20 protein-coding genes, 2 tRNA genes, 3 rRNA genes and 1 pseudogene are annotated in these 26,471 nt (G+C 58.5%); 19 read left to right on the top strand and 7 right to left on the bottom strand.

All coding sequences use genetic code 11. The features are described from left to right. The first annotated feature begins 1 nt into the window (after position 1). The 13 genes from ilvN (at position 2) to QMK47_RS24730 (ending at position 13,752) form a co-directional block, all read left to right on the top strand. A complete protein-coding gene (gene ilvN / locus QMK47_RS24790) occupies positions 2-493 on the top strand; it encodes an acetolactate synthase small subunit (protein WP_003205610.1) in 492 nt (163 codons plus the stop codon). A 45-nt stretch (positions 494-538) separates the two neighbouring features. Next, positions 539-1,555 carry a ketol-acid reductoisomerase gene (gene ilvC, locus QMK47_RS24785; protein WP_003185459.1) on the top strand — a complete coding sequence of 339 codons (1,017 nt, stop codon included), beginning with the start codon at positions 539-541 and terminating at the stop codon, positions 1,553-1,555. A 144-nt stretch (positions 1,556-1,699) separates the two neighbouring features. Further along, entirely contained in the window at positions 1,700-2,545 is an 846-nt protein-coding gene (gene pssA, locus QMK47_RS24780) for a CDP-diacylglycerol--serine O-phosphatidyltransferase (protein WP_212798970.1), read from the top strand. 75 nt (positions 2,546-2,620) lie between these two features. Further along, positions 2,621-3,634 carry a protein-methionine-sulfoxide reductase catalytic subunit MsrP gene (gene msrP / locus QMK47_RS24775; RefSeq protein WP_253478283.1) on the top strand — a complete coding sequence of 338 codons (1,014 nt, stop codon included), beginning with the start codon at positions 2,621-2,623 and terminating at the stop codon, positions 3,632-3,634. Next, a complete protein-coding gene (gene msrQ, locus QMK47_RS24770; RefSeq protein ID WP_320389460.1) occupies positions 3,634-4,254 on the top strand; it encodes a protein-methionine-sulfoxide reductase heme-binding subunit MsrQ in 621 nt (206 codons plus the stop codon). The genes msrP and msrQ overlap by 1 nt, the downstream gene beginning before the upstream one ends. A 553-nt stretch (positions 4,255-4,807) precedes the next feature. Further along, positions 4,808-6,344: ribosomal RNA gene (locus tag QMK47_RS24765) — 16S ribosomal RNA — on the top strand. Positions 6,345-6,467: 123 nt separating this feature from the next. Next, a tRNA-Ile gene (locus QMK47_RS24760) sits at positions 6,468-6,544 on the top strand. 10 nt (positions 6,545-6,554) lie between these two features. Continuing rightward, a tRNA-Ala gene (locus QMK47_RS24755) sits at positions 6,555-6,630 on the top strand. Positions 6,631-6,872: 242 nt separating this feature from the next. Beyond that, positions 6,873-9,764 (top strand): 23S ribosomal RNA (locus QMK47_RS24750). A gap of 155 nt (positions 9,765-9,919) precedes the next feature. Then, positions 9,920-10,035: ribosomal RNA gene (rrf, locus tag QMK47_RS24745) — 5S ribosomal RNA — on the top strand. The 16S, 23S and 5S rRNA genes sit together here with 2 tRNA genes alongside, the layout of an rRNA operon. A 148-nt stretch (positions 10,036-10,183) precedes the next feature. Beyond that, positions 10,184-10,843: a paraquat-inducible protein A gene (locus QMK47_RS24740; RefSeq protein WP_253478277.1), complete on the top strand. Its 660-nt coding sequence runs from the start codon at positions 10,184-10,186 to the stop codon at positions 10,841-10,843. Beyond that, positions 10,830-11,453 carry a paraquat-inducible protein A gene (locus QMK47_RS24735; RefSeq protein WP_320389459.1) on the top strand — a complete coding sequence of 208 codons (624 nt, stop codon included), beginning with the start codon at positions 10,830-10,832 and terminating at the stop codon, positions 11,451-11,453. The genes QMK47_RS24740 and QMK47_RS24735 overlap by 14 nt, the downstream gene beginning before the upstream one ends. Beyond that, on the top strand, positions 11,446-13,752 hold the full coding sequence (locus tag QMK47_RS24730) for a PqiB family protein (RefSeq protein ID WP_320389458.1): 2,307 nt from the start codon (positions 11,446-11,448) through the stop codon (positions 13,750-13,752). Before QMK47_RS24735 ends, QMK47_RS24730 begins: the two co-directional genes overlap by 8 nt. Before the next feature lie 184 nt (positions 13,753-13,936). Here the strand turns inward: QMK47_RS24730 and mksF are convergent, their stop codons facing one another. The 3 genes from mksF to mksB are packed head-to-tail and all read right to left on the bottom strand — an operon-like array spanning position 13,937 to position 18,745. Continuing rightward, complete coding sequence (gene mksF / locus QMK47_RS24725) at positions 13,937-16,777, bottom strand: Mks condensin complex protein MksF (protein ID WP_258689376.1); 2,841 nt, start codon at positions 16,775-16,777, stop codon at positions 13,937-13,939. Beyond that, positions 16,774-17,475, bottom strand: coding sequence for an Mks condensin complex protein MksE (gene mksE / locus QMK47_RS24720; protein ID WP_024618905.1), 702 nt, complete (start codon positions 17,473-17,475; stop codon positions 16,774-16,776). Before mksE ends, mksF begins: the two co-directional genes overlap by 4 nt. Beyond that, complete coding sequence (gene mksB / locus QMK47_RS24715) at positions 17,465-18,745, bottom strand: Mks condensin complex protein MksB (protein WP_063325220.1); 1,281 nt, start codon at positions 18,743-18,745, stop codon at positions 17,465-17,467. Before mksB ends, mksE begins: the two co-directional genes overlap by 11 nt. A gap of 181 nt (positions 18,746-18,926) precedes the next feature. Between mksB and QMK47_RS24710 the strand changes: the two genes are divergently transcribed. Then, entirely contained in the window at positions 18,927-19,706 is a 780-nt protein-coding gene (locus QMK47_RS24710; protein ID WP_320389457.1) for an energy transducer TonB, read from the top strand. Further along, on the top strand, positions 19,699-20,151 hold the full coding sequence (rimI, locus tag QMK47_RS24705; RefSeq protein ID WP_214512436.1) for a ribosomal protein S18-alanine N-acetyltransferase: 453 nt from the start codon (positions 19,699-19,701) through the stop codon (positions 20,149-20,151). The genes QMK47_RS24710 and rimI overlap by 8 nt, the downstream gene beginning before the upstream one ends. A gap of 187 nt (positions 20,152-20,338) precedes the next feature. On the opposite strand, the gene QMK47_RS24700 is transcribed toward rimI, so the two are convergent. Then, positions 20,339-20,743 (bottom strand): serine kinase/phosphatase, encoded by a 405-nt coding sequence (locus QMK47_RS24700; RefSeq protein ID WP_320389456.1) that lies wholly within the window; start codon positions 20,741-20,743, stop codon positions 20,339-20,341. Between QMK47_RS24700 and QMK47_RS24695 the strand changes: the two genes are divergently transcribed. Next, positions 20,742-20,870 carry a hypothetical protein gene (locus QMK47_RS24695; protein ID WP_258689375.1) on the top strand — a complete coding sequence of 43 codons (129 nt, stop codon included), beginning with the start codon at positions 20,742-20,744 and terminating at the stop codon, positions 20,868-20,870. The genes QMK47_RS24700 and QMK47_RS24695 overlap by 2 nt on opposite strands. 5 nt (positions 20,871-20,875) lie before the next feature. Continuing rightward, positions 20,876-21,520: a carbonate dehydratase gene (can, locus tag QMK47_RS24690; RefSeq protein ID WP_058546018.1), complete on the top strand. Its 645-nt coding sequence runs from the start codon at positions 20,876-20,878 to the stop codon at positions 21,518-21,520. 10 nt (positions 21,521-21,530) lie between these two features. Here the strand turns inward: can and QMK47_RS24685 are convergent, their stop codons facing one another. The 3 genes from QMK47_RS24685 to QMK47_RS24675 all read right to left on the bottom strand — a co-directional run bounded on the left by QMK47_RS24685 (position 21,531) and on the right by QMK47_RS24675 (position 24,929). Continuing rightward, entirely contained in the window at positions 21,531-22,058 is a 528-nt protein-coding gene (locus QMK47_RS24685; protein WP_253478211.1) for a lysine methyltransferase, read from the bottom strand. A gap of 179 nt (positions 22,059-22,237) precedes the next feature. Continuing rightward, positions 22,238-23,398 (bottom strand): hypothetical protein, encoded by a 1,161-nt coding sequence (locus tag QMK47_RS24680; protein ID WP_258689374.1) that lies wholly within the window; start codon positions 23,396-23,398, stop codon positions 22,238-22,240. 112 nt (positions 23,399-23,510) lie between these two features. Beyond that, positions 23,511-24,929, bottom strand: a complete 1,419-nt coding sequence (locus tag QMK47_RS24675; protein WP_258691271.1) for a short-chain fatty acid transporter — start codon at positions 24,927-24,929, stop codon at positions 23,511-23,513. 172 nt (positions 24,930-25,101) lie between these two features. Here QMK47_RS24675 and QMK47_RS28835 point away from each other — a divergent pair. Together QMK47_RS28835 and QMK47_RS28830 are read left to right on the top strand one after the other, a co-directional pair. Beyond that, a pseudogene (locus tag QMK47_RS28835) lies at positions 25,102-25,923 on the top strand (PAS domain-containing protein); the annotation flags it as partial. Positions 25,924-26,007: 84 nt separating this feature from the next. Further along, positions 26,008-26,463, top strand: a complete 456-nt coding sequence (locus tag QMK47_RS28830) for a methyl-accepting chemotaxis protein (protein ID WP_413817784.1) — start codon at positions 26,008-26,010, stop codon at positions 26,461-26,463. Positions 26,464-26,471: the final 8 nt, after the last annotated feature.

The raw sequence follows: 26,471 nt of genomic DNA, 5'->3' as shown, positions 1-26,471 counted from the left end.
CATGCGACATATTATTTCCCTGCTTCTGGAAAACGAACCGGGTGCGCTGTCTCGTGTAGTGGGCCTGTTCTCGCAGCGCAACTACAACATCGAAAGCCTGACCGTGGCGCCAACCGAAGACCCGACCCTGTCGCGTCTGACGCTGACCACCGTAGGGCACGATGAAATCATCGAGCAGATCACCAAGAACCTGAACAAGCTGATCGAGGTGGTCAAGCTGGTGGACCTGTCGGAAAGCGCTCACATCGAGCGTGAACTGATGCTGGTCAAGGTCAAGGCCACCGGCGCCCAACGCGCCGAGATCAAACGCACTACCGATATTTATCGTGGGCAGATCGTCGATGTCAGCGCCAGCGTCTATACCGTTCAGTTGACCGGTACCAGCGACAAGCTCGACAGCTTCATTCAATCGATCGGCACTGCCTCGATTCTGGAAACCGTACGCAGTGGTGTCACCGGGATTGCCCGTGGCGACAAAGTACTGAGCATCTAAACCAAATTAGCGAATGGCCTGAACGGCCGGATATAGGGGAAATTCATGAAAGTTTTCTACGATAAAGACTGCGACCTGTCGATCATCCAGGGCAAGAAAGTCGCCATCATCGGCTACGGCTCCCAAGGTCACGCCCAGGCGTGCAACCTGAAAGATTCCGGCGTTGACGTGACTGTCGGCCTGCGTAAAGGCTCGGCCACCGTTGCCAAGGCCGAGGCCCATGGCCTGAAAGTGACCGACGTGGCTTCTGCCGTTGCTGCGGCCGACCTGGTCATGATCCTGACCCCGGACGAGTTCCAATCGGCGCTGTACAAGAACGAAATCGAACCGAACATCAAGAAAGGCGCCACCCTGGCCTTCTCCCACGGCTTCGCGATCCACTACAACCAGGTTGTGCCACGTGCCGACCTCGACGTGATCATGATCGCGCCGAAGGCCCCGGGTCACACCGTGCGTTCCGAGTTCGTGAAAGGCGGCGGTATCCCTGACCTGATCGCGATCTACCAGGATGCGTCCGGCAACGCCAAGAACGTGGCCCTGTCCTACGCTGCTGGCGTGGGTGGCGGTCGTACCGGCATCATCGAAACCACCTTCAAGGACGAGACTGAAACCGACCTGTTCGGCGAGCAAGCCGTTCTGTGCGGCGGTACCGTCGAGCTGGTCAAGGCCGGTTTCGAAACCCTGGTTGAAGCTGGCTACGCGCCAGAAATGGCCTACTTCGAATGCCTGCACGAACTGAAGCTGATCGTTGACCTCATGTACGAAGGCGGTATCGCCAACATGAACTACTCGATCTCCAACAACGCCGAATACGGCGAGTACGTGACCGGTCCGGAAGTCATCAACGCCGAATCCCGTCAGGCCATGCGCAACGCCCTGAAACGTATTCAGGATGGCGAATACGCCAAGATGTTCATCAGCGAAGGCGCTACCGGCTATCCTTCGATGACCGCCAAGCGTCGCAACAACGCCGCTCACGGTATCGAAATCATCGGCGAGCAACTGCGCTCGATGATGCCGTGGATCGGTGCCAACAAGATCGTCGACAAAGCCAAGAACTAAGTCGCGAACTTGATCGAAAAACGCGGCCTCGGCCGCGTTTTTTCGTTTGGGCGGTGGCTTCTGGTATAAAGCTGCATCGTTTGCGGCCGAACCGTCGTCCCAGACATCTGTCAAATTTTTTCACACCGTTGCAAGGTATTGTCCATGAGCGAACGTCCCGACGAGCCAAACCAGGCTCCTGACGCCGAAAGCCTGTTGCCCATCGATGAGCACGTCGAAGAAGGCCATGACGCTGAAGGCCGTAAGGTCCGGCATCGTGGCATCTATCTGTTGCCGAACCTGTTCACCACCGCGAACCTGTTCGCCGGTTTCTATTCCATCATCAACTCCATGAGTGCCCAGGCTGCCTTGAGCGCTGGGGATAGCGCAGGGGCGAGCCGTTACTTCGCGTTCGCCGCCATCGCGATCTTCGTCGCCATGGTGCTCGATGGCCTTGACGGGCGTGTGGCCCGCATGACCAATACCCAGAGTGCGTTTGGCGCCGAGTATGATTCACTGTCCGACATGGTCGCCTTTGGCGTGGCTCCCGCCTTGCTGGCGTTCGGCTGGGCACTGGGAGACATGGGCAAGGTCGGCTGGATGGTTGCCTTTATCTATGTGGCGGGGGCGGCGTTGCGCCTGGCTCGTTTCAACACCCAGGTTGGCAAGGCTGACAAGCGTTACTTCATCGGCCTGGCCAGTCCGGCCGCGGCGGGTGTCGTGGCAGGTGTTGTCTGGGCATTCAGCGACTACGGCATCCAGGGGTCGAAAATGTCGTTCCTGGTGGCGTTGCTGGTTGCGGCGGCCGGGATGTTGATGGTCAGCAACATCAAGTACAACAGCTTCAAGGAGCTCGACCTGAAGGGCCGTGTGCCGTTCGTGGCGATTCTGGCGGTGGTGCTGGTGTTCGCAGTGGTGTTCAGTGATCCGCCGCGTATCCTGTTGTTGGTGTTCCTGGGCTATGCCGCCTCCGGACCGGTGCAATACTTGTTGCGCCTTCGTCGACGCTAAACGTTGCCTTAATGTAATTTCCCCCATACTCCGCAGTCTATTGGTGCACCTGCCCTCCAATACTGCGGAGTTGTCATGCTGATCAAGATCCCCAAGTCGTCCGACTGCCGTGAATCGGACGTCACGCCCGAATCCCTCTATCTATCCCGTCGGCAAATGCTCGGTGCAACCCTGGCTGGCCTCGCCGTCAGCAGCTTGCCTCAATGGGCCAGTGCTGCCGATGCGGCGCGTTATGCCGATGTCGAGCCCGGCAAGGCGCCGTCCTGGTTTGCCGAGAAACTGCCTTCAGTCCAATGGGGCGCGGTCACGGTCAAGAATGAGCCCATCACGCCGTTCAAGGACGCGACCCATTACAACAACTTCTATGAGTTCGGAACCGACAAGGGAGACCCGGCAGCCAATGCTGGGTCGTTGAAGACCGAACCCTGGAGCGTGGTCGTGGACGGGGAGGTGGGCAAGCCAGGACGCTACGGGTTGGAAGACTTCATGAGGCCTTATCAACTGGAAGAACGTATCTATCGATTGCGCTGTGTCGAGGCCTGGTCGATGGTCATTCCGTGGATTGGCTTCCCCATCTCTGCATTGCTCAAGCAGGTCGAGCCGACCTCCAAGGCCAAGTACATCCGCTTCGAAACCCTGCAGGATCCCAAGGTCATGCCGGGGCAGCGTTCCGGTTTCGCCTTGATCGACTGGCCGTATGTCGAAGGCTTGCGATTGGATGAGGCCATGAGCCCGTTGGCCATCCTGGCGGTGGGAATGTACGGGCGGGAGTTGCCGAACCAGAACGGCGCGCCGCTGCGGTTGGTGGTCCCATGGAAATACGGTTTCAAAAGTGTGAAGTCCATCGTGCGTATCAGTCTGGTGAGTGAGCAGCCGAAGACGACTTGGCAGAGCATCGCGTCTGACGAATACGGTTTCTATGCCAACGTCAATCCGACGGTCGATCATCCGCGGTGGACCCAGGCGCATGAGCGTCGTTTACCAAGCGGGCTGTTCAGTCCCAATGTTCGCGATACGTTGATGTTCAACGGCTATCAGGATGAAGTCGCTTCTTTATATGCAGGGATGGACCTGAGGAAGGATTACTGATGCGTTTTCCAGTCTGGCGAGTCGGCATCTTCATCGCGGCGGCGGTCTGGCCCTTGTTCTGGCTTTACGAAGCCTTGATGAACTCGCTGGGTCCTGACCCGGGCAAGGTGCTGGTGGATCGGCTCGGGTTGGGCACGTTGATCCTGTTGTTGATCACCTTGAGCATGACGCCGCTGCAAAAGCTGACGGGATGGGCGGGGTGGATTGCGGTCAGGCGGCAGTTGGGGTTGTGGTGCTTTACTTATGTGGTGCTGCATTTGAGTGGGTATGCGGCCTTCATATTGGGGTTCGACTGGTCGCAGCTGGGCGTCGAGTTGAGCAAGCGGCCTTACATTATTGTCGGGGCGCTTGGGTTTCTCGGTCTGCTGGCGCTGGCGGTTACATCCAATCGCTACAGTCAGCGGCGGCTTGGCGTGCGTTGGAAGAAATTGCATCGCCTGGTTTATCTGATCCTGGGGCTTGGGTTGCTGCATATGCTGTGGATCGTGCGGGCAGATCTGAAGGAGTGGGCGATATACGCCTTTATAGGGGCTGTACTGTTGATGCTAAGAGTCCCGCCGGTTATGCGCCGGATCCCGCGTTTGCTGGGTGGGAAAGTCCCTTCTGCAACAAAAGCGTAATTAAGTGTTGACGGCAGATTCTGGAAGTCTATAATTCGCCCCACTTCCGGCGCAGTCGAAACGGAAAACTCCTTGAGATTCAATGAGTTAAGTAAGTTTCGAAGGTGTTGGGCTTCAGTTCATCGAGGCCCGGAAGGAGCAGGTAGAGCGGTGTTGTTTGGCTCTATCGGCGGTTCGATCTTCTCGGTCGAAAGCGGTGAAAAAGAGGTGTTGACAGCAGCGAGTAACGCTGTAGAATTCGCCTCCCGCTAACGAGAGATCGGAAGCGCAAGTGGTTGAAGTTGTTGATGTTTCCGAAGCGAAACTTTGAAAACTTCTGAAAATAACCGCTTGACAGATACACGGGGCGCTGTAGAATGCGCGCCTCGGTTGAGACGAAAGACTCAGCCAACCGCTCTTTAACAACTGAATCAAGCAATTCGTGTGGGTGCTTGTGGAGTCAGACTGCTAGTCAACAGATTATCAGCATCACAAGTTACTCCGCGAGAAATCAAAGATGTAACCAACGATTGCTGAGCCAAGTTTAGGGTTTTCTCAAAACCCAAAGATGTTTGAACTGAAGAGTTTGATCATGGCTCAGATTGAACGCTGGCGGCAGGCCTAACACATGCAAGTCGAGCGGTAGAGAGGTGCTTGCACCTCTTGAGAGCGGCGGACGGGTGAGTAATGCCTAGGAATCTGCCTGGTAGTGGGGGATAACGCTCGGAAACGGACGCTAATACCGCATACGTCCTACGGGAGAAAGCAGGGGACCTTCGGGCCTTGCGCTATCAGATGAGCCTAGGTCGGATTAGCTAGTTGGTGGGGTAATGGCTCACCAAGGCGACGATCCGTAACTGGTCTGAGAGGATGATCAGTCACACTGGAACTGAGACACGGTCCAGACTCCTACGGGAGGCAGCAGTGGGGAATATTGGACAATGGGCGAAAGCCTGATCCAGCCATGCCGCGTGTGTGAAGAAGGTCTTCGGATTGTAAAGCACTTTAAGTTGGGAGGAAGGGCATTAACCTAATACGTTAGTGTTTTGACGTTACCGACAGAATAAGCACCGGCTAACTCTGTGCCAGCAGCCGCGGTAATACAGAGGGTGCAAGCGTTAATCGGAATTACTGGGCGTAAAGCGCGCGTAGGTGGTTCGTTAAGTTGGATGTGAAATCCCCGGGCTCAACCTGGGAACTGCATTCAAAACTGTCGAGCTAGAGTATGGTAGAGGGTGGTGGAATTTCCTGTGTAGCGGTGAAATGCGTAGATATAGGAAGGAACACCAGTGGCGAAGGCGACCACCTGGACTGATACTGACACTGAGGTGCGAAAGCGTGGGGAGCAAACAGGATTAGATACCCTGGTAGTCCACGCCGTAAACGATGTCAACTAGCCGTTGGGAGCCTTGAGCTCTTAGTGGCGCAGCTAACGCATTAAGTTGACCGCCTGGGGAGTACGGCCGCAAGGTTAAAACTCAAATGAATTGACGGGGGCCCGCACAAGCGGTGGAGCATGTGGTTTAATTCGAAGCAACGCGAAGAACCTTACCAGGCCTTGACATCCAATGAACTTTCCAGAGATGGATTGGTGCCTTCGGGAACATTGAGACAGGTGCTGCATGGCTGTCGTCAGCTCGTGTCGTGAGATGTTGGGTTAAGTCCCGTAACGAGCGCAACCCTTGTCCTTAGTTACCAGCACGTAATGGTGGGCACTCTAAGGAGACTGCCGGTGACAAACCGGAGGAAGGTGGGGATGACGTCAAGTCATCATGGCCCTTACGGCCTGGGCTACACACGTGCTACAATGGTCGGTACAGAGGGTTGCCAAGCCGCGAGGTGGAGCTAATCCCACAAAACCGATCGTAGTCCGGATCGCAGTCTGCAACTCGACTGCGTGAAGTCGGAATCGCTAGTAATCGCGAATCAGAATGTCGCGGTGAATACGTTCCCGGGCCTTGTACACACCGCCCGTCACACCATGGGAGTGGGTTGCACCAGAAGTAGCTAGTCTAACCTTCGGGGGGACGGTTACCACGGTGTGATTCATGACTGGGGTGAAGTCGTAACAAGGTAGCCGTAGGGGAACCTGCGGCTGGATCACCTCCTTAATCGACGACCGCAGCTGCTTCATGAGCTCCCACACGAATTGCTTGATTCATTGAAGAAGACGATAGAAGCAGCTTTAAGCTCCAAGCTGATAGCTCACAGCTAACAGTTACAAGCTCGAAATTGGGTCTGTAGCTCAGTTGGTTAGAGCGCACCCCTGATAAGGGTGAGGTCGGCAGTTCGAATCTGCCCAGACCCACCAATTTTGTAATGGGGCCATAGCTCAGCTGGGAGAGCGCCTGCCTTGCACGCAGGAGGTCAGCGGTTCGATCCCGCTTGGCTCCACCATAAACTGCTTCTGAAAGCTTAGAAATGAGCATTCCATCAAGGTGATGGTGAATGTTGATTTCTAGTCTTTTGATTAGATCGTTCTTTAAAAATTTGGGTATGTGATAGAAAGATAGACTGAACGTTACTTTCACTGGTAACGGATCAGGCTAAGGTAAAATTTGTGAGTTGCTCTCATGAGCAAGATCGAATTTTCGGCGAATGTCGTCTTCACAGTATAACCAGATTGCTTGGGGTTATATGGTCAAGTGAAGAAGCGCATACGGTGGATGCCTTGGCAGTCAGAGGCGATGAAAGACGTGGTAGCCTGCGAAAAGCTTCGGGGAGTCGGCAAACAGACTTTGATCCGGAGATGTCTGAATGGGGGAACCCAGCCATCATAAGATGGTTATCTTGTACTGAATACATAGGTGCAAGAGGCGAACCAGGGGAACTGAAACATCTAAGTACCCTGAGGAAAAGAAATCAACCGAGATTCCCTTAGTAGTGGCGAGCGAACGGGGACTAGCCCTTAAGCTTCTTTGATTTTAGCGGAACGCTCTGGAAAGTGCGGCCATAGTGGGTGATAGCCCTGTACGCGAAAGGATCTTAGAAGTGAAATCGAGTAGGACGGAGCACGAGAAACTTTGTCTGAATATGGGGGGACCATCCTCCAAGGCTAAATACTACTGACTGACCGATAGTGAACTAGTACCGTGAGGGAAAGGCGAAAAGAACCCCGGAGAGGGGAGTGAAATAGATCCTGAAACCGTATGCGTACAAGCAGTGGGAGCCCACTTTGTTGGGTGACTGCGTACCTTTTGTATAATGGGTCAGCGACTTATTTTCAGTGGCGAGCTTAACCGAATAGGGGAGGCGTAGCGAAAGCGAGTCTTAATAGGGCGTCTAGTCGCTGGGAATAGACCCGAAACCGGGCGATCTATCCATGGGCAGGTTGAAGGTTGGGTAACACTAACTGGAGGACCGAACCGACTACCGTTGAAAAGTTAGCGGATGACCTGTGGATCGGAGTGAAAGGCTAATCAAGCTCGGAGATAGCTGGTTCTCCTCGAAAGCTATTTAGGTAGCGCCTCATGTATCACTGTAGGGGGTAGAGCACTGTTTCGGCTAGGGGGTCATCCCGACTTACCAAACCGATGCAAACTCCGAATACCTACAAGTGCCGAGCATGGGAGACACACGGCGGGTGCTAACGTCCGTCGTGAAAAGGGAAACAACCCAGACCGTCAGCTAAGGTCCCAAAGTTATGGTTAAGTGGGAAACGATGTGGGAAGGCTTAGACAGCTAGGAGGTTGGCTTAGAAGCAGCCACCCTTTAAAGAAAGCGTAATAGCTCACTAGTCGAGTCGGCCTGCGCGGAAGATGTAACGGGGCTCAAACCATACACCGAAGCTACGGGTATCACGTAAGTGATGCGGTAGAGGAGCGTTCTGTAAGCCTGTGAAGGTGAGTTGAGAAGCTTGCTGGAGGTATCAGAAGTGCGAATGCTGACATGAGTAACGACAATGGGTGTGAAAAACACCCACGCCGAAAGACCAAGGTTTCCTGCGCAACGTTAATCGACGCAGGGTTAGTCGGTCCCTAAGGCGAGGCTGAAAAGCGTAGTCGATGGAAAACAGGTTAATATTCCTGTACTTCTGGTTATTGCGATGGAGGGACGGAGAAGGCTAGGCCAGCTTGGCGTTGGTTGTCCAAGTTTAAGGTGGTAGGCTGGAATCTTAGGTAAATCCGGGATTCTAAGGCCGAGAGCTGATGACGAGTTACCCTTTGGGTGACGAAGTGGTTGATGCCATGCTTCCAAGAAAAGCTTCTAAGCTTCAGGTAACCAGGAACCGTACCCCAAACCGACACAGGTGGTTGGGTAGAGAATACCAAGGCGCTTGAGAGAACTCGGGTGAAGGAACTAGGCAAAATGGCACCGTAACTTCGGGAGAAGGTGCGCCGGTGAGGGTGAAGCACTTGCTGCGTAAGCCCACGCCGGTCGAAGATACCAGGCCGCTGCGACTGTTTATTAAAAACACAGCACTCTGCAAACACGAAAGTGGACGTATAGGGTGTGACGCCTGCCCGGTGCCGGAAGGTTAATTGATGGGGTTAGCTAACGCGAAGCTCTTGATCGAAGCCCCGGTAAACGGCGGCCGTAACTATAACGGTCCTAAGGTAGCGAAATTCCTTGTCGGGTAAGTTCCGACCTGCACGAATGGCGTAACGATGGCGGCGCTGTCTCCACCCGAGACTCAGTGAAATTGAAATCGCTGTGAAGATGCAGTGTATCCGCGGCTAGACGGAAAGACCCCGTGAACCTTTACTATAGCTTTGCACTGGACTTTGAATTTGCTTGTGTAGGATAGGTGGGAGGCTTTGAAGCGTGGACGCCAGTTCGCGTGGAGCCATCCTTGAAATACCACCCTGGCAACTTTGAGGTTCTAACTCAGGTCCGTTATCCGGATCGAGGACAGTGTATGGTGGGTAGTTTGACTGGGGCGGTCTCCTCCTAAAGAGTAACGGAGGAGTACGAAGGTGCGCTCAGACCGGTCGGAAATCGGTCGTAGAGTATAAAGGCAAAAGCGCGCTTGACTGCGAGACAGACACGTCGAGCAGGTACGAAAGTAGGTCTTAGTGATCCGGTGGTTCTGTATGGAAGGGCCATCGCTCAACGGATAAAAGGTACTCCGGGGATAACAGGCTGATACCGCCCAAGAGTTCATATCGACGGCGGTGTTTGGCACCTCGATGTCGGCTCATCACATCCTGGGGCTGAAGCCGGTCCCAAGGGTATGGCTGTTCGCCATTTAAAGTGGTACGCGAGCTGGGTTTAGAACGTCGTGAGACAGTTCGGTCCCTATCTGCCGTGGACGTTTGAGATTTGAGAGGGGCTGCTCCTAGTACGAGAGGACCGGAGTGGACGAACCTCTGGTGTTCCGGTTGTCACGCCAGTGGCATTGCCGGGTAGCTATGTTCGGAAAAGATAACCGCTGAAAGCATCTAAGCGGGAAACTTGCCTCAAGATGAGATCTCACTGGGACCTTGAGTCCCCTGAAGGGCCGTCGAAGACTACGACGTTGATAGGCAGGGTGTGTAAGCGCTGTGAGGCGTTGAGCTAACCTGTACTAATTGCCCGTGAGGCTTGACCATATAACACCCAAGCAATTTGTGAACTCGAAAGAGACCAGATTGCGGTGTGTGAAGACGAAACGAACCGAAAGTTCGAATCTCACAAAACACCGACGCTATCACATACCCAATTTGCTGAAGCGGGGCCAACTGGCCACGACTCAGTACCCGAATTTCTTGACGACCATAGAGCATTGGAACCACCTGATCCCATCCCGAACTCAGCAGTGAAACGATGCATCGCCGATGGTAGTGTGGGGTTTCCCCATGTGAGAGTAGGTCATCGTCAAGATTAAATTCCGAAACCCCTATCTGCTGATGCAGGTAGGGGTTTTGTTTTTATCCCCAGGAAAGTCTGCGAAAGCTCGTGATAAATTTGCACAGTTATTTCCGAGCCGGAGCACTAGAATAGCCCCACCTTAGCTGAGCCAGAGCTGTTTATGCCCGATCCGTCAGACATTGATAGGTTGTCAGATCTGCCCCTGAGCGATCTGGTGGCGTGTCATGAGTGCGACCTGTTGATGCGCAAGCCTCAGCTGGCCCATGGTGAAAAAGCCGAGTGCCCCCGTTGTGGCTATGAGCTCTATGCTCACCGGTACAATGTAGTTGAACGCAGCCTTGCCTTGGTTATCGCGGCCCTGCTGTTATATGTGCCGGCCAACTTCTTACCCATCATGGAACTCAATCTGCTCGGGCAGTCCTCCCAGGACACCGTTTGGAGTGGGGTAGTCGGCCTGTTTGATACCGGCATGCAAGGCATCGCGGCAGTGGTGTTCCTATGCAGCATGGGCATTCCACTACTCAAGTTGCTCTGTCAGTTGGTGGTGCTGTTGTCCATTCGCTTGGACTTTGGCCGTAGTTACGGTTTGTTGCTGTATCGCATTTATCACCATCTACGAGACTGGGGAATGCTTGAGGTCTACCTCATGGGCGTGCTGGTGGCCATCGTCAAGTTGGCAGACATGGCGGCCATGACCATAGGCCTTGGCCTGGTGTGCTTCATCAGTTTGTTGCTGGTCCAGGTCTGGCTGGAGGTGGTGATGTCACCCCATCAGATCTGGCAGGCGTTATCAGGAGAAGATGCCCATGCGGGCGATTGATGCAGGGATTCTGATCTGTATGGAGTGCCACGAGTTGAATCGGCAGGATGCTGAGGCCGACAACCAAACCTGTACTCGCTGCGGCGCGCTGGTTCACCCCCGTCGCCCGAACAGCTTGATGCGGACCTGGGCATTGTTGATCACGGCCGCGATTCTTTATATTCCGGCCAACATGTTGCCGATCATGACTATCAACTCGCTGGGCAAGGGCGCCCCGAGCACCATCATGGCTGGCGTCATCGAGCTGGTTCAACACGGCATGATTCCTATTGCCGCCGTGGTGTTCATCGCCAGCATCGTTGTACCCACTTTCAAACTGGTGGGCATCGCCTTGTTGTTGTTTTCCGTTCAGCGGCATCAGCCTATGTCGGCGCAGCAACGCATCCTTATGTACCGTTTCATCGAGTTCATTGGTCGCTGGTCGATGCTGGATATTTTCGTGATCGCCATTTTGGTGGCCGTGGTGAATTTCGGACGGCTCGCCAGTGTCGAAGCCGGTCTCGGCGCGATCGCTTTCGCCAGCGTAGTGATTTTGACAATGATTGCCGCAGTAACCTTCGATCCCCGACTGATTTGGGATAACACGGAGTCGGATGACGACCATGACTGATTTGCCTACCGCTAAAACTCGACCGGCTTCGAACTGGTCGGCCATCTGGGTCCTGCCGTTGATTGCCTTGATCATCGGCGGCTGGCTCGGCTGGCGGGCTTATAACGAGACCGGAATCGAGATCAATGTGCGCTTTGAGAGCGGCGAAGGCATCCAGGTCAACAAAACCGAAGTCGTCTACAAAGGGATGACGGTCGGCAAAGTGACGGCCCTTACCCTCGATGACGAAGGCAGCTCCAAGGGAGTGGTCGCGACCATCGAGATGAACAAGGACGTCGAGCAATACCTCAAGACCGGAACACGTTTCTGGCTGGTCAAGCCGAGCGTGAGCCTGGCCGGGATCACGGGTCTGGAAACCCTGGTATCGGGTAACTATGTGGCTATCAGCCCAGGAGAAGGGGAGTCGACCCGTAAATTCAAGGCCCTGGCCGAAGAGCCGCCGCTGTCGGACGCCAAGCCGGGTTTGCACCTGACCCTCAAGGCTGATCGGTTGGGGTCGCTGAACCGTGGCAGCCCGGTGTTCTACAAACAGATCCAGGTCGGTCAGGTGAAGAGCTACCTGCTGTCCGAGGATCAGAGCAAGGTCGAAATCAAAATCTTCATCGAGCCGACCTATGCCAACCTGGTGCGCAAACACACGCGTTTCTGGAACGCCAGTGGCATCAGCATCGATGCCAACCTCTCGGGCGTCAAAGTGCGCAGCGAGTCCCTGGCCAGCATCGTGGCCGGAGGGATTGCCTTCGCCACGCCGGAAAGCCGCCAGGATAGCCCGCCGACGGACCCAAGCCTGCCGTTCCGTCTTTACGAAGACTTTGACGCCGCCGCGGCGGGCATTCGAGTGAAGGTCAAGCTCAGCGATTTCGAAGGGTTGCAGGCCGGTCGTACGCCGGTCATGTACAAAGGTATCCAGGTCGGCAGCCTGAAGAATCTCAAGGTCGATCCGGACCTGGCCAGCGCCACGGCTGAATTGACCCTGGACCCCTTGGCCGAAGATTACCTGGTAACCGGCACGCAGTTCTGGGTCGTCAAGCCATCGATCTCGCTGGCGGGTATTACCGGCCTGGAAGCGTTGGTCAAGGGCAACTACATTGCCGTGCGACCGGGTGACAAGGGCGGCGCGCCGCAACGCGAGTTCGAAGCCCGGGCAAAAGCTCCACCGCTGGACTTGCGTTCCCCGGGGCTGCACTTGGTCCTGCTGACCGAAAACCTCGGATCGCTGGAGGTCGGCAGTCCGATTCTCTACAAGCAGGTCAAGGTCGGGTCGGTGCAGAGCTATCAGTTCTCCCGCAAGAAGAAGCAGCTGATCATTGGTGTGCACATCGAGAAAGAATACGAAGGGCTGGTCAACGGCTCGACACGTTTCTGGAACGCCAGTGGCATCACCCTTACGGGCGGTTTGACGGGCGGGATCCAGGTCAAGAGCGAGTCCCTGCAAAGCCTGATGGCCGGCGGGATTGCCTTCGAAACTCCGGAACCGAATGTGCCGCTGAAAAGACGTATTCCACGTTTCCGCCTGTTCGCCGATCACGAAGCCGCACAACAGCGCGGCACTGAGATCACGATCAAGGTCGATCGCGCCGATGGTTTGCGCAGTGGTACGCCGATCCGGTTCAAAGGGTTGGATGTGGGCAAGATCGAGGATGTTGATCTCAGCGCCGATATGCAATCGGTGCTACTCACGGCGCGTATCACCGAAGTGCCCGAGCGCATCGCCCGGGTCGGGTCCCAATTCTGGGTGGTCAAGCCGGAGTTGGGGTTGATGAAGACCTCCAACCTGGAAACGCTGGTAACCGGCCAATACATTGAGGTGCAGCCTTCGGCGAAAAACCTCGGGCCGCAGAAAAGCTTCGTGGCCCTGGCCAACCCACCGGAAAGCGCTGTGCCCGAAGCGGGATTGAGCCTGGTGCTGAGCGCGGCCCGCCGTGGTTCGTTGAAGATCGGCGTACCGGTGACCTACCGCGAGATTACGGTGGGCAAGGTCACTGGTTATGAACTGGGCCAGACCGCGGACCGGGTGCTGATCCATATCCTGATCGAGTCCAAGTATGCGCCGCTGGTGCGCAGTGGCACACGTTTCTGGAATAGCAGTGGCTTCGGTCTGGACTTCGGTCTGTTCAAGGGCGCGACGGTGCGCACCGAGTCGCTTGAAACGCTTATCCAGGGCGGCATTGCGTTTGCAACGCCGGATGGCGAACGAATGGGCAATCCGGCTCGACCGGAGCAGACTTTCCCGCTGTTCGACAAGTTTGAAGATGAATGGCTGACCTGGGCGCCGAAGATCAGTCTTGGCAACAAGTAGTTGTGGTGCTATCGCGAGCAAGCTCGCTCCCACAGGGATGCAGGATCGTTCATCCAAAGCATTCCCATGTGGGAGCGAGCTTGCTCGCGATGAGGCCATCCTCGCATTGAAGACTCAAAACCAGCGCAATAAAAAAGGCCGCGATCCAATGGATCGCGGCCTTTTTCATGTCCGGCTATTCACCTCACACCGGATCCAGCTCCGGCTCGTCGGCCTGGACGTTCACCGTGGCCTTCACTGCATCGTGACGACGGATGTACTTCCAGTCCGCTTCGTCGATGTAGATACCGTTCGGCCCGCTGCCGCCTTCCAGGTCGATGGCGACACTGGCGCAGACTTGCGGCTTCACACTGGCCAGGATCGGCACGAAGCCCAGTTGCAGGCTGGTTTCCAGCAGTGCGGCCTGGTTTTTCTCGTCGATGTCCGCGGCTTCGTCCAGGTAGTACGGCAGGCGCACGCGGCCGGCCTGTTCGCGGTCCATCAGGTGCAGCAACAAGTACATGTTGGTCAGCGCCTTGATGGTCATGGTGGTGCCGTTGGACGCCGCGCCGTCGATGTCGGTGTGGATCACTGGCTGGCCGTTGACCTTGGTGATCTCGAACGCCAGTTCGAACAGGTCCTTGAGGCCGAGCTGGTTGTGGTTCGCCGCCACCAGCCGCGCCAGGTATTCCTTGGCTTCTTCGTTCTTGTTGTCCTGCTCGGCGCTCTGGCTGAGGTCGAACACCGACAGAGTCTCGCCTTCCTCGTACTGGCCGGCGCTGTGGATGATCTGGTCGATGTGCTTGAGCGCTTCCTTGTTCGGCGCGAGGACGATCCGGAAGCTCTGCAGGTTGGACACCTGACGCTTGTTGATCTCGCGGTTGAACAGCGCCAGTTGGTGCTCGAGGCTGTCGTAGTCGCTGCGGATGTTGCGCAGGGTCCGGGCGATGTCGGTCACCGCCGCACGGCGCGCCTTGCCCAGGGTCAGGGCTTCGTCGGTGCGGTGGGCATAGGCGTTGATCAGCAGTTGCAGGCGTCGCTCCATGTCGTCTTCGCTGTCGAACTTGGCCACACCCTTGAGGCGCACCTGGGCATACAGCGCTTCGATCTGGCCGTCGGCCCGCAGCAGCCCTTGCCAGCTGTCCTGGTAGTCATTGAGCAGCGGCAGCAGGTTGTCCATGGAGTCGTCGACCGGGTCCATGAACGGCGTGCCGAAGGGCAGGTCCGCCGGCAGCAATTGACGACGGCGCAGGGCGTCGTCGAGGGTGCGTTGCTTGGCTTCCATGTCGGCGATCTGCCGGCCCACCAACTGCAACTTGGCGGACAACTGCTGGACGCGTTCGGTGAAGGCATCGCTGGAGCGCTTGAGTTCGTCCTGGGCGGCTTCCATCTGCGCCAATTGCTCGAGCTTCTCGCCTTCTTCGGCACTCAGGGTCTGGCTGCGACGGAAGTCTTCCAGGGCTTTCTGCGCATCCAGGACCTGCTGGTACAGCGCCTCGGTCTGGGTCTTGCTCGCGGCGCGGTCGGCGGCCACGGCTTGCTGGGTCTTGAGCTGCTTGAGTTCTTTTTCCAGGCGTTCCTTCTGGTCGCGCAACGCGGCACGGTCGGCCAGGGCTTGCAGGGCAGGCGGCTCGATGTGGGACAGGTCGATGGACAGGCCCGGCACTTCGAAACGCTCGCCCTTGAAGCCGTCGAGGATCAGTTCCATGGATTTGACCCACTCGCCATTCTCGTCCAGCGCGATGCCGTGTTCGCCCAGCGGCAGGCTGAACAGGGCGCTGTTGAACAGGCGCATCAGGCGTTCGACGTCCTGCTGCGAGAACTCTTCCCGCAGGCGGGCGTAGCTGTTGTTGTCGGCGTGATCGAGTTGCAGCTTGACCGACTTCAGGCGTTTTTCCAGGTCCCGCAGGCGCTCTTCCAAGTCCTCGGCGCTGAACTGCCGGGACTGGGCCAGGGCGCCGGCCAGTTCGTCGTGGGCGTCCTTGGCGGCGAGCAGTTGTTGCTCCAGGACCTTGACGTCATCCACCAGGGCAAACCGATGCTTGAGCACCGACAGTTCGCCGAGCCAACGCTGGATGCCGCTGATTTCCCGTTCCAGGCGCATCAGCTCCTGAGTGCCGCCGCGCTGGTCGTTCTGCAGCGAATCCTGTTCGTTGCGGTAGTGTTCGGCCTGGATGGTCAGCTCTTCCTTGCGCGCACTGGCGTAGTCCGACCAGGTGCCGAGCAACGAATCGAGCAATGGCGACAGGCGATGCAATTTGCCGCGCAGGATATCGCGCTGCTTTACGCCATTGGCCAGGGCTTCCACCAGCGGACCGGCCGCCACCAGGGAGTTGTAGTCCTGCTCCATGCGGCGTACGTCGCGGAAGGCTTCTTCGCACGCGGCGATGTAGTCCACGCTACCGGAGCGCAGGCTGTGCTCGAACGCGTCGAGGAACAGTTGCTTGAGCTTGGCTGCGGTGATTTCGCGCATGTGCAGCAGGTTGATAAACAGTGCGCGGAAGGTCTTGAGGCTTTGTTCGCTGGTGGAGCGCAGCGGGATCAGCGTCAGGTCCAGCGGGATCGAGGTGTGGCCACCCACCAGCAGGCGTCGCAGTTCATCCGGCTTGAGTTCGTAGGCTTTCAGGCCTTCGCGCTCCAGGTTGGTGAACAGCTCTTTCTGACGCAGGCAGGTGTCATTTTTCTGATAGTGGGCCAGGTCCAGTTTGCCGGCGTAGGCAAAGAACTGGTGACCGAAACCGCCACCAGGGCCGCGACCGACCACGCCAATCACGTGCGGGCCGTGGGGCAGGGCGACTTCCACCAGGATGTAGCTGGTGTCCGAGGCAAAGTAGAAGCGCCGGGATTGCTCCAGGCTGTACTTGCCGAAGCTCATGTCCGACATGCGCGCCAGGATCGGGAACTGCAAGGCGTTGATCGAGGCGGATTTACCGAGGTTGTTCGCGCCGTACACCGACAGCGGTTCTTCCAGCGGGAACAGACCGAGGCTGTAGCCGGCGGTGTTCAAAAGGGCAAAGCGGCGGATACCGTAGCGTTCCTTGCTCATGCGTCGGTCTCCTGTTCTTCGGCAATGGCGCGGGCCAGTGCGTCTTCTTCGCTCTCGGCATCAAAGGGGCTGAGGTCCAGCGGATCGTCGGTCTGCAGCAGCTTCTCGTCGCTGTCTTCGTCGATCAGCACCGGCACTGGCAACGGCAACACGCTGTGCAGGCTGGCGGCCAGGTCGCGGTCCTGCTGGACCGACAGGCACACGTCGAGGAAGCGATGCATCGGCGGCAGGAAGCGGTACACACCGTTTTCTTCGTTGGCGAAACCCAGTTGGGTCATGCGCCGCATGATTTTTTCTTCCAGCTCTTCCTGGGTCTGTACTTCGGCCTGGATGAACAGGTCGCGGTATTTTTCCAGCAACGAAGGCAGCTCATCGCGGCCCAGGCTGCCGCCGTCCAGCACGGCAATCGGGTCGCGACCCTGGTCGGCCAGGTGCTCTACCAGAATGAAGGTGAACAGGGCCAGGCGCTGGGCGGTCTTGTTGACTGCCGCGGCGGCCAGGTCCGGTACGAAGTAATAGAAGCCACGGGTGTCGCACACCAGTTCGAAGCCCAGGGCCTTGAACAGCGTGCGGTACTGGTCCTGGAAGTTCGACAGTTGCGCGTACAGCTCCGGGTCGCGGCGGCTGACGTGGTAACCCTTGAACAGCTCGCGAAAGATCGGCGCCAGCTGGGACAGTTCGGATAGATCAAGATGCATGGGGGATGCTCGCAGAATCCTCGGCGGCGGTGTCGCCGGCCGAGAGCAGGGCGAAGGAGCGCAGGCTGACCTGATGCTCGTGAGTGTGATAGTCGCGGCGTTCCAGACGCTCGCGCTTGAAACGTTTTTCCCGCGACAGGCGCGAGAACCAATACAGCAATTCGTCGGTGGCGCCGTCCGGTTCCTGTTCCAGCAGCCAGGTCATCAGGTCCGGCATCGGCAGGGCGTCTTCGCAGCGCTCCACCATCTCGCGCACGGTGCGTGGCGCACGCGGTGCCTCGCCGCCTTTGTGGGTCTTGTGGGACTTGGGGAAGCGCGCCGGTTTCGGCTCGAAACGGGCCAGCGCATAGACGTAGGCTTCGACCTGGCTGGCGCTGCCCAGGAAGGTGCTTTGCGGCCGGGTGAACAGCGGCATGGCGGCCTGCGGCACGGCATCGATGCCTTTGCGACGAATGGCGGCCAGGGCCAGGGCGGCGCCACGGGTCACGGCGTTGTGACGGCGAGCCTCTTCGCGCAGCGGCAGGAGCAGTTCACGGGCGTGCCGCAAGGTTAGTTGGGCGCTGGTCTGCATCTCAAGGATGCGCGCATGGGTGCGCAGCAGCATGTCGTCGTCCACCAGGTGGCCGAGGCGCTGCTGTTCGGTGAGCATGCGCAACAGCACGTTCTCGACCTTGCGCACGCCCTGCTCGAAGGCGCCGTCGGCATTCACCAGTTGGATCATCGGCTCGACGTATTCGTCCCAGGTCGCCAGCACTTCGGCGTAGCGCTGGCGCAGCGGGATCTGCCGGTCGCTGGTCTTGGCCCGTTCGGCCACGGCCACCAGGGCCTGTTCGTCGTTGGCGAGTTTCTTGAGCACATCGCGCACGCGCATGTCCAGCAGGCGCAGTTGGCGGGCCAGGTCGTTGCCGTCGCGAATGTCGAAGGCGTCCTGGATGTAGCCGGCCAGGCGCTCGAGGTGACGCAGGTAGGCTTCGATCTCCAGGCACAGGCCCAGGCGGTGTTCGCGGCGCAGGTAGGCGAGGAAGTCATGGATCTGGGCGTTGAGCTCGAAGCGGTTCGGGCTTTTCGCCACCGGTACGAGAATGTCCAGGCGGATCCACACATCCAGCAGGCTGGTGATGTCCTGGGGCGTGCTGTCCAGTTGTTGGGCGGCCAGCTGTGAACGCAATTCGTTGAGGCTCAGGGTGCCCTGGTCGAAGTGCTCGCACAAAGGTTCCAGCAATGCCCAGTGTTCAGCGAGGGCGCGCAAGACGCGCTTGGGTTCGATCATCGCAATGGCCGTCGGGTTGGCAATTAAAAGCGGCGATTGTACTGCATCGGGCCGCTTGCGATTCACCCCTTGGACGGACTGTCGTTTGCTATCGATCAACTATTGGCTCAACAGGGAAGCGATCCGCGCCGAAGGGCGGTAGAATCCCTCCCACTTTCAGTTATCCACAAGTGGCCGACCCTTGCTTATCGAGTCCCGTCGCCGCGCCTATCTGACCGCCATGCAGGTGGTCAACTGGCTGCCGCGTACCGAATTGCCGTTCGCCGCCCCGTCGCGGCCCGAGCTGCTGGAAACGCCCGAGCCCGAGTACATCGCGCCGGTCGTGACCGCGCCTGTGGCCAAGACGGTCGCCGAGCCGGTGGCGCCCGTGGCCGAGCGGCCGAAAATCGAAGTGCCGCGTCCAAGCCTGGCCTCGACCCGTACCAACGCCAAGCCGGTGGAGGAGGTTGTCGAGGCGCCGCCTAAGGCGCCCTACATCGCGCCGCCGCGTTTCGCCCTGCAGCTTTTGCGGGCCGGGCGTTGCCTGCTGTTGGTGGAGTTGCCCACGGGTGAGCCGTTTCAAAGCCGCGATCCAGCCTACTTGCTGCTCAAGGACATGCTGCGCGCCGCCGGTCTGCCGGACAGCCCGCAGATCATCGGCGAGCCGGTGCGCTGGCCGCTGTTGTCGCGCGGCACCATGGACCAGGGGCCCGAAGCGGCGCGGGATTTTGTCCAGGGGTTCGTTTCGGCGCGCCTCGAAGACGAGCCCTGTGTGTGCCTGTGGCTGATCGGCCTGCCGGCGGTGAAGTTTGCCGGCGAGGCGGATGCCGAGGCGTTCAATCGTGAACTGCAGGTCGAAGGCCTGGGCTCGGCCTGGGCGTTGCCCGGGTTGGAACTGTTAATGGAAACGCCACAGCGCAAGGCTGATGTCTGGCAAGCCATGCGCCGGCTGATGGCGCGCTGGAAAGAATCGAATGAGTGACGCTGTATTGTTCCGCCCGATGACCGAGGCGGACCTCGACGCTGTACTGAAAATCGAATACGCCGCCTACAGCCACCCCTGGACCCGCGGGATATTTCTCGACGGGCTGGGCAAATACCAGATCTGGCTGATGTTCGAAGGCCAGCAGCAAGTGGGCCATGGCGTGGTGCAGATCATCCTGGATGAGGCGCACCTGCTCAATATCACCGTCAAACCGGAAAACCAGGGCCGTGGCCTGGGTTTGCGCCTGTTGGAGCACTTGATGTCGATTGCCTACAAGGCCGAGGCCCGGGAGTGCTTCCTGGAAGTGCGCGACAGCAACCGCACGGCGTTCCGGCTGTATGAGCGCTATGGCTTCAATGAAATTGGCCGGCGCCGGGATTACTACCCGGCAGTGGGCGGGCGTGAGGATGCGGTGGTCATGGCGTGTACCTTGGTGGACTGAAGCGCCGCGACCCCATGTGGGTGCGAGCTTGCTCGCGAAGACGGCGGTACATGCGACATTGATGCAAACTGATCCACCGCTATCGCGAGCAAGCTCGCTCCCACAGGGCTGGGTGGCGTACATTAAATCCTAGGTCATACACAAAACCACTGTGGGAGCGAGCTTGCTCGCGATGGCGATCGTCGGGTCAGCGCTTGCCATCCAGCGGATCGATATCGGCCATTTCCGCCTCGTCCAGCCCATCGCCCCCGCCAATATCATTTTCATCCACCACGCTCAGGTCCCAGTCCGCCTGTTCGTCGTCCCCGGTCTCGTGGGCGTCCCGGGCGCCGTCTTCGCGAATGAGGGTTTCCGGGCTCATGTCGTCGTCGGTCGATTCGTGATCACCCGTCGAAGCCCCGGTCAGCCCGGCTTCTCGGACGCGTTCGCGAGGCATCAGGTGCTCGCGTTCGTTTTCCGGCAGTTCGTCACCGATCTTCGCGCTGGGTTCTTCTTCGTCGAACTCCAGTTCATGCATCGAGCCCATGCGATCCTCATTGTCGTCAATGGGTTCCGGTTGCGTCGCATCGAAGGGACGTCGTGAATCATTCATGGCAATTCCTCATACTGTGGGCCTTACTGGTGTCGACCGGCAGCGCATCCAGGAATTCCAATGCATCGCCGACGTGACCTCGACCGACGGTCGTTTGTCACAGTTGCGCACTCTCAATCGAGGCTAGACAGCATGAACGAATTACAAGATCTGATTGATAACAACGCGCGTTGGGCCGATGCGATCAAGCAGGAAGATCCTGACTTCTTCTCCAAGCTGGCTCGTCAGCAAACCCCGGAATACCTGTGGATCGGCTGTTCCGATGCGCGGGTGCCGGCCAACGAGATCGTCGGCATGCTGCCGGGCGATCTGTTCGTACACCGCAACGTGGCCAACGTGGTGCTGCACACGGACCTCAACTGCCTGTCGGTGATCCAGTACGCAGTGGACGTGCTCAAGGTCAAACACATCCTGGTCACCGGCCATTACGGCTGTGGCGGCGTGCGTGCCTCGATGCAGGACCGGCAACTGGGCCTGATCGACGGCTGGCTGCGCTCGATTCGCGACCTGTACTACGAGCATCGCGAGGCGTTGGGCCAATTGCCGACCGAGGAGGAACGTGTCGACCGCCTGTGCGAGCTGAACGTGATCCAGCAGGTGGCCAACGTCGGCCATACCAGCATCGTGCAGAACGCCTGGCACCGCGGGCAGAAACTGTCTATCCATGGCTGCATCTACGGCATCAAGGACGGACGCTGGAAGAGCCTGGACACCACGATCAGCGGTTTCGAACAGTTGCCGCCGCAGTATCGGCTGCGTCCGGTCGGCGCGCCCTGACGTCGGCTCGTCAGTCGCGATGACACTGACGACGCCAGTGCCGTAGAAATGTCATTCCCTGCTCATTGGGCGGCTCGTCATAGCCGGTAATCCAGCCATGACAGTTGTATGAGCCGCACCGGCAGGCGAACTGTCGATACAGTTTCTGTTCGGTACTGGCGTAGTCCATCGTCAGGGAGTCACCTTCATCGATACGGGCCAGTGACCACAGCCACAGTTCGCTCATGTCGAGGAAGACATTCGGGTTGCAGGAATGCAGCAGCAATCCAGCGAAGCGTGGGTCATACATGTGGACGTCCGGCAGGATCTGCAGCGTGTGCAGGCGCCGTCGGCTCACCAGCAACCCCGACACCCTGCACATCCGCGTCATGGGCGCGAAAGGCTTGCGGGCGATGATGCCGTGGCCGCGCCCGTCGGTCGTCTGGTGCACTTCAAAATCGCGCACAGAAGGGTAGCCCAGGCGGGTGCCGAGTTGTTTTTCCGGGTAGATGCAATCCCGGTGCTGTGAACAGGCGCGATCTGTAATGAACGTGGTCATGACAGTCCTTGTCGGTGCTAAACACTCGACTTTCTGGCGCTGGCGATCCTGCCGGCGGTCGTTGAAAAAACCCTGATAGCTTCGCCCAAGTCGGGTGCGTCATCTACTGTCGACTCTGACAGGTGCCAAAGGCGCTTTCCCGCGTCAGCGCCAGCCTGCGCGGGAAAGCACCTCAAGGTTTAGACCGCCTCGGCTGGCAGCGGCATCGGTACCTTCAGTTGCGGAAGTTGCGACTTGATCGCCGGTGTTTCGCATTGTTTCTCTGCGTCTTCCTCGCTCAGTTTGCGGATCGAGGTGTAGAACAACTCGCAGGTTTTCTCCTTCTGCGTGACCTGCCAGGTCTGCGTGCATTGGTTCAGCAGGGTGTTCGGGTCGGTGCCCGGCTTGCTGCCCATACCGGCCTGCCAGCATGCAGCGCTCAGGTCCTGGCCCATGACTTTCAAACCAGCGGCATCGGCCTTGGCTTCGTCACCGTCGTAGCTGTCCTTGTCGGCGGCGTACCAGATATAGCTCGGATGGTTGGAGCCCAGGACCGGAACCCTGGCCCCGCTGCCGGTTGTGATGGTCGCCAAGCCGAGCACATCCACGGTCTGGCCGTACTGGGTCTTGATCCAGTTCCGAACGGGCGCTCCGAAGGCCACCATCGGCAACGCGGCGCCGCTGGCGGTTTGGGTGACCTGTGTGACCATGGTGGTTTGGTAATCGTTGAAGTAGCTATAGAGTCCCTCCAATGTGCTGCCAGCATTGGACGGCGCTGCGATGGGCGCGATGTCGATGATGGTCTGGTAGGCCGGCGTCTGTTCAACCGCAATGCCGTTGACGGTCAGCAGCGTGGCCCAACGATCGGTGGTCGCCGACTCCAGATAGTCCTGGGCCTGGGTCAGGGAGTAGTCCGGCGGGAAGTGCAGCAACTCGACACTCTTGCGGTTTTCCAGGGCCATGCCCAGCGGCAGGAACAGGTACCAGTTGTAGGACCATTTTTTTTCGCTGTTGAGTTTCGAGGCACCGTTGTACGCCAGGTCCCCGGCGTCAAGCAGGGCCTTGAGCGGTTGGCCATAGCTCTTCGGTACGCCGCTGATGTTGGCATAGACCTTGTCGTTATCGATTTTGACGTGGACCTTGGCCGTGCCGTAGCCGTCGCGCTGCACGCTTTGGGTCAGGTAGTGCTCGACGGTCTGTTCCAGGGTCCAGTCGCGAAAGCAGATGACGTTGCAGTTGTTGGGGTAGGCAAAGAGGCGGGTGACGCGTTCGGTGCTGCCCAGTTGTACGTCAATGTCGGTGGCGTGGGCGGTGGCACTGAAGGCCAGGGCGGCAAAAGAAAGTGCGGCGAGTTTGGACATGCTCAGATCCTTTTCAGCGTGTGGGCCCCTCGAAACAGGGCGCATCCATACTGAAACAGACCGGGCCGAAGAAGAAGTGGGCCGATGGAAATATCGGCCCTTTTTTATGGCTTTATGGCATCACTGGCGGCAAATAACTCAATGTCGTCCCCAGTGCCCATAGCAGCGCCAGCACCAGCGGCGTATGCACCAGCAACTGGACGAAGGAAAAACCGATCAGGTCCCTGGCCTTCAGCCCCAAGACCCCGAGCAACGGCAGCATGTAGAACGGGTTGATAAGGTTCGGCAGCGCTTCGGCGGCGTTATAAATCTGCACCGCCCAACCCAGGTGATAGTTCAGGTCGTTGGCCACCTGCATGACGTAGGGCGCTTCAATGATCCACTTGCCGCCGCCAGAAGGAATGAAGAAGCCCAGGACCGCCGAATAGACGCCCATCAACAAGGCGTAGGTGTCATGGGAGGCAATTTGTACGAAAAAGGTCGAGATGTGGTGGGCCAGGGTCTGGGCATCGCCGCCTTTGACCGTGGTCAGCAGTGCGGCGATCGAGCCGTACAACGGAAACTGGATCAACACGCCGGTGGTGGTCGGCACCGCGCGGGCGACGGCGTCGAGAAAGCTGCGCGGCCGCCAGTGCAGCAAGGCGCCCAGCATGATGAACAGGAAGTTATACGTGTTGAGCCCGGAAATGGCACTGATCGCAGGCTTGGTCGAAAACTCGTGGAACAGCCAGCCGGCTGCCAGCAGCACCAGTGCAATGGTCAGCAGCGGACTGTGCTCCAGCCATTCCCCTGGGCGGGTACGGGGCTGCAACGCCGGCATGCTGAAACTCGGGTCGATGCCACAAGCGGCGGCGTCACGGGCACTGTTCGGCCCGGGAGCGGTGGCGTAGGCGACAATCAACGAGATCACGATCAGCGCCAGCAGCATCACGCCAGACTGCCAGAGGAAAATCGTCTGGGTGAAAGGAATGACGCCAGTAATCGACAGGATCGAGGGCGGCAGGCTGGCCGGGTTGGCTTGCAATTGCGCTGCCGACGAAGACAACCCCAGGGCCCACACTGCGCCCAGGCCCAAGTACGCGGCGGCGCCGGCGGCGCGGTAATCCATCTTCAGGTCGGTGCGCCGGGCGAGGGCGCGCACCAGCAAACCGCCAAACACCAACGACAGGCCCCAGTTGAGCAACGACGCGACCATGGAGATCAGCGCCACCCATGCCACGGCGGAGCGGCCGTTGGTCGGAATCCGTGCCAGGCGGTCAATCAATTTGACGGCCGGTGGCGAGCTGGCGACCACGTATCCGCCGATCACCACGAAGGCCATTTGCATGGTGAACGGGATCAGGCTCCAGAAACCGTCGCCGAACGCCATGGCCGCCGCCGTGGGCGTGGCGCCGATGAATTGTGTCGCCACGGCGACCACCAGCACCGCCAGCGCGGCGAAGACCCAGGAGTCGGGGAACCAGCGCTCGGCGAAACTGGAACAGCGCAAGGCGAAGCGGGCGGAACGGCTGTCTTCGATGTCGGTGGTCACGGCAATTACCTCGTTTTTATGGTTATGGGTATTGATGGCGGCAAAGGCTTCAAAGGTCAGGCGCAACAGTAGAACAATCCAGTGACCATGGGAGGCTTATCGGGTTCGAGGGCGTCCTGGAATATTTTCACCAGGGGCTCGCGCTGCTCTTTAGAAAAAAAACGCCAGGCCGATGGCTAGGGAACAGCATTTCATTCTCCTGCTGTCGGAGCTGCCCATGTTCAACAACCGCCTGAAGCAGGAGCTGTTGGCTCTTCGCCAAGAACTGTCCAGCCTTGCGCAAGTCAAGGAAAGCCTGGATCGCGAGATGCTTGGCCTCACTCTGGATGCCGATGGACGGATTCAATCAGTCAATCAGAATTTCCTCGACGAGATGCGTTACAAGAGCCAGGACTTGATTGGCCGGCCTGTGGATGAACTGGTTCCTGCATATTTGAAATCCAATGAGTTCCAGGTTCGCTTCAAGTCGGCGTTGACCCGTGGCGAGCACTTTTCCGGTGCCGTGCGCCTGCTGCGAAGCAATGGCCAGGAAGCCTGGCTGCGTTCGATCCTCCAGCCTGTACGGGGGGCTGACGGGCGGATCCGCTATTTTTCGATGTACTCCAATGACCTGACCCGCACCATCGAGGCCTCTCGCGAGCATGAAAACCTCATCGGTGCATTGGTGCGCTCAACGGCGGTGATCGAATTCGATCTGGGCGGTCACGTGCTGACGGCCAATGATCGTTTCCTCAACGCCATGGGTTACAGCCTTGCGCAGATCAAGGGCAAGCATCACCGCACATTTTGCGAACCTGAGGAATACAACAGCGCGGCCTACCAGCAGTTCTGGAAGCGCCTGAACAGCGGTGAATTCGTGGCCGGCCGCTTCAAGCGTATCGACAGCAATGGTCGTGAGGTCTGGCTGGAAGCCTCCTACAACCCGGTGGTCGATGCCAACGATCGACTGTATAAAGTGGTCAAGTTCGCCACCAACATCACCGACCAGGTCAACCAGGAAAAAGCCGTCGCCGAGGCGGCCGGCATCGCCTACAGCACTTCGCGGCAGACCGACAACACCGCCCAGCGTGGCACGACGGTGGTGACCCAGGCCGTGGAGGTGATGCGCGACTTGGCCCGGCACATGCAAACCGCTGGCGAAGGCATCGAGGCGTTGAACGAGCAATCTCTAGTGATTGGTACCATTGTCAAGACCATCAGCGGCATCGCCGAACAAACCAACCTGCTGGCGCTCAACGCCGCGATCGAAGCGGCCCGGGCCGGCGAGCAAGGCCGTGGCTTTGCGGTGGTGGCCGATGAAGTGCGCCAACTGGCATCGCGCACCAGCCAGGCGACCGATGAAATCGTTGGCGTGGTCCGCCAGAACCAGGACATGGCCCGTAACGCCGTGGCACTGATGACCGACGGCCAGCACCAGGCCGAACACGGCCTGGCCCTGGCCGCCGAGGCGGGGACGGTGATCGTCGAGATCCAGGACGGGGCGAAGAAAGTGGTCGATGCGGTAAGCCAGTTTGCCAACCAGCTATCGACCTGAGAAACCTG

The sequence above is a fragment of the Pseudomonas sp. P9_35 genome (assembly GCF_034008205.1).
GTDB lineage: Bacteria > Pseudomonadota > Gammaproteobacteria > Pseudomonadales > Pseudomonadaceae > Aquipseudomonas > Aquipseudomonas kilonensis.
This window is presented reverse-complemented; position numbering and strand designations above follow the sequence as displayed.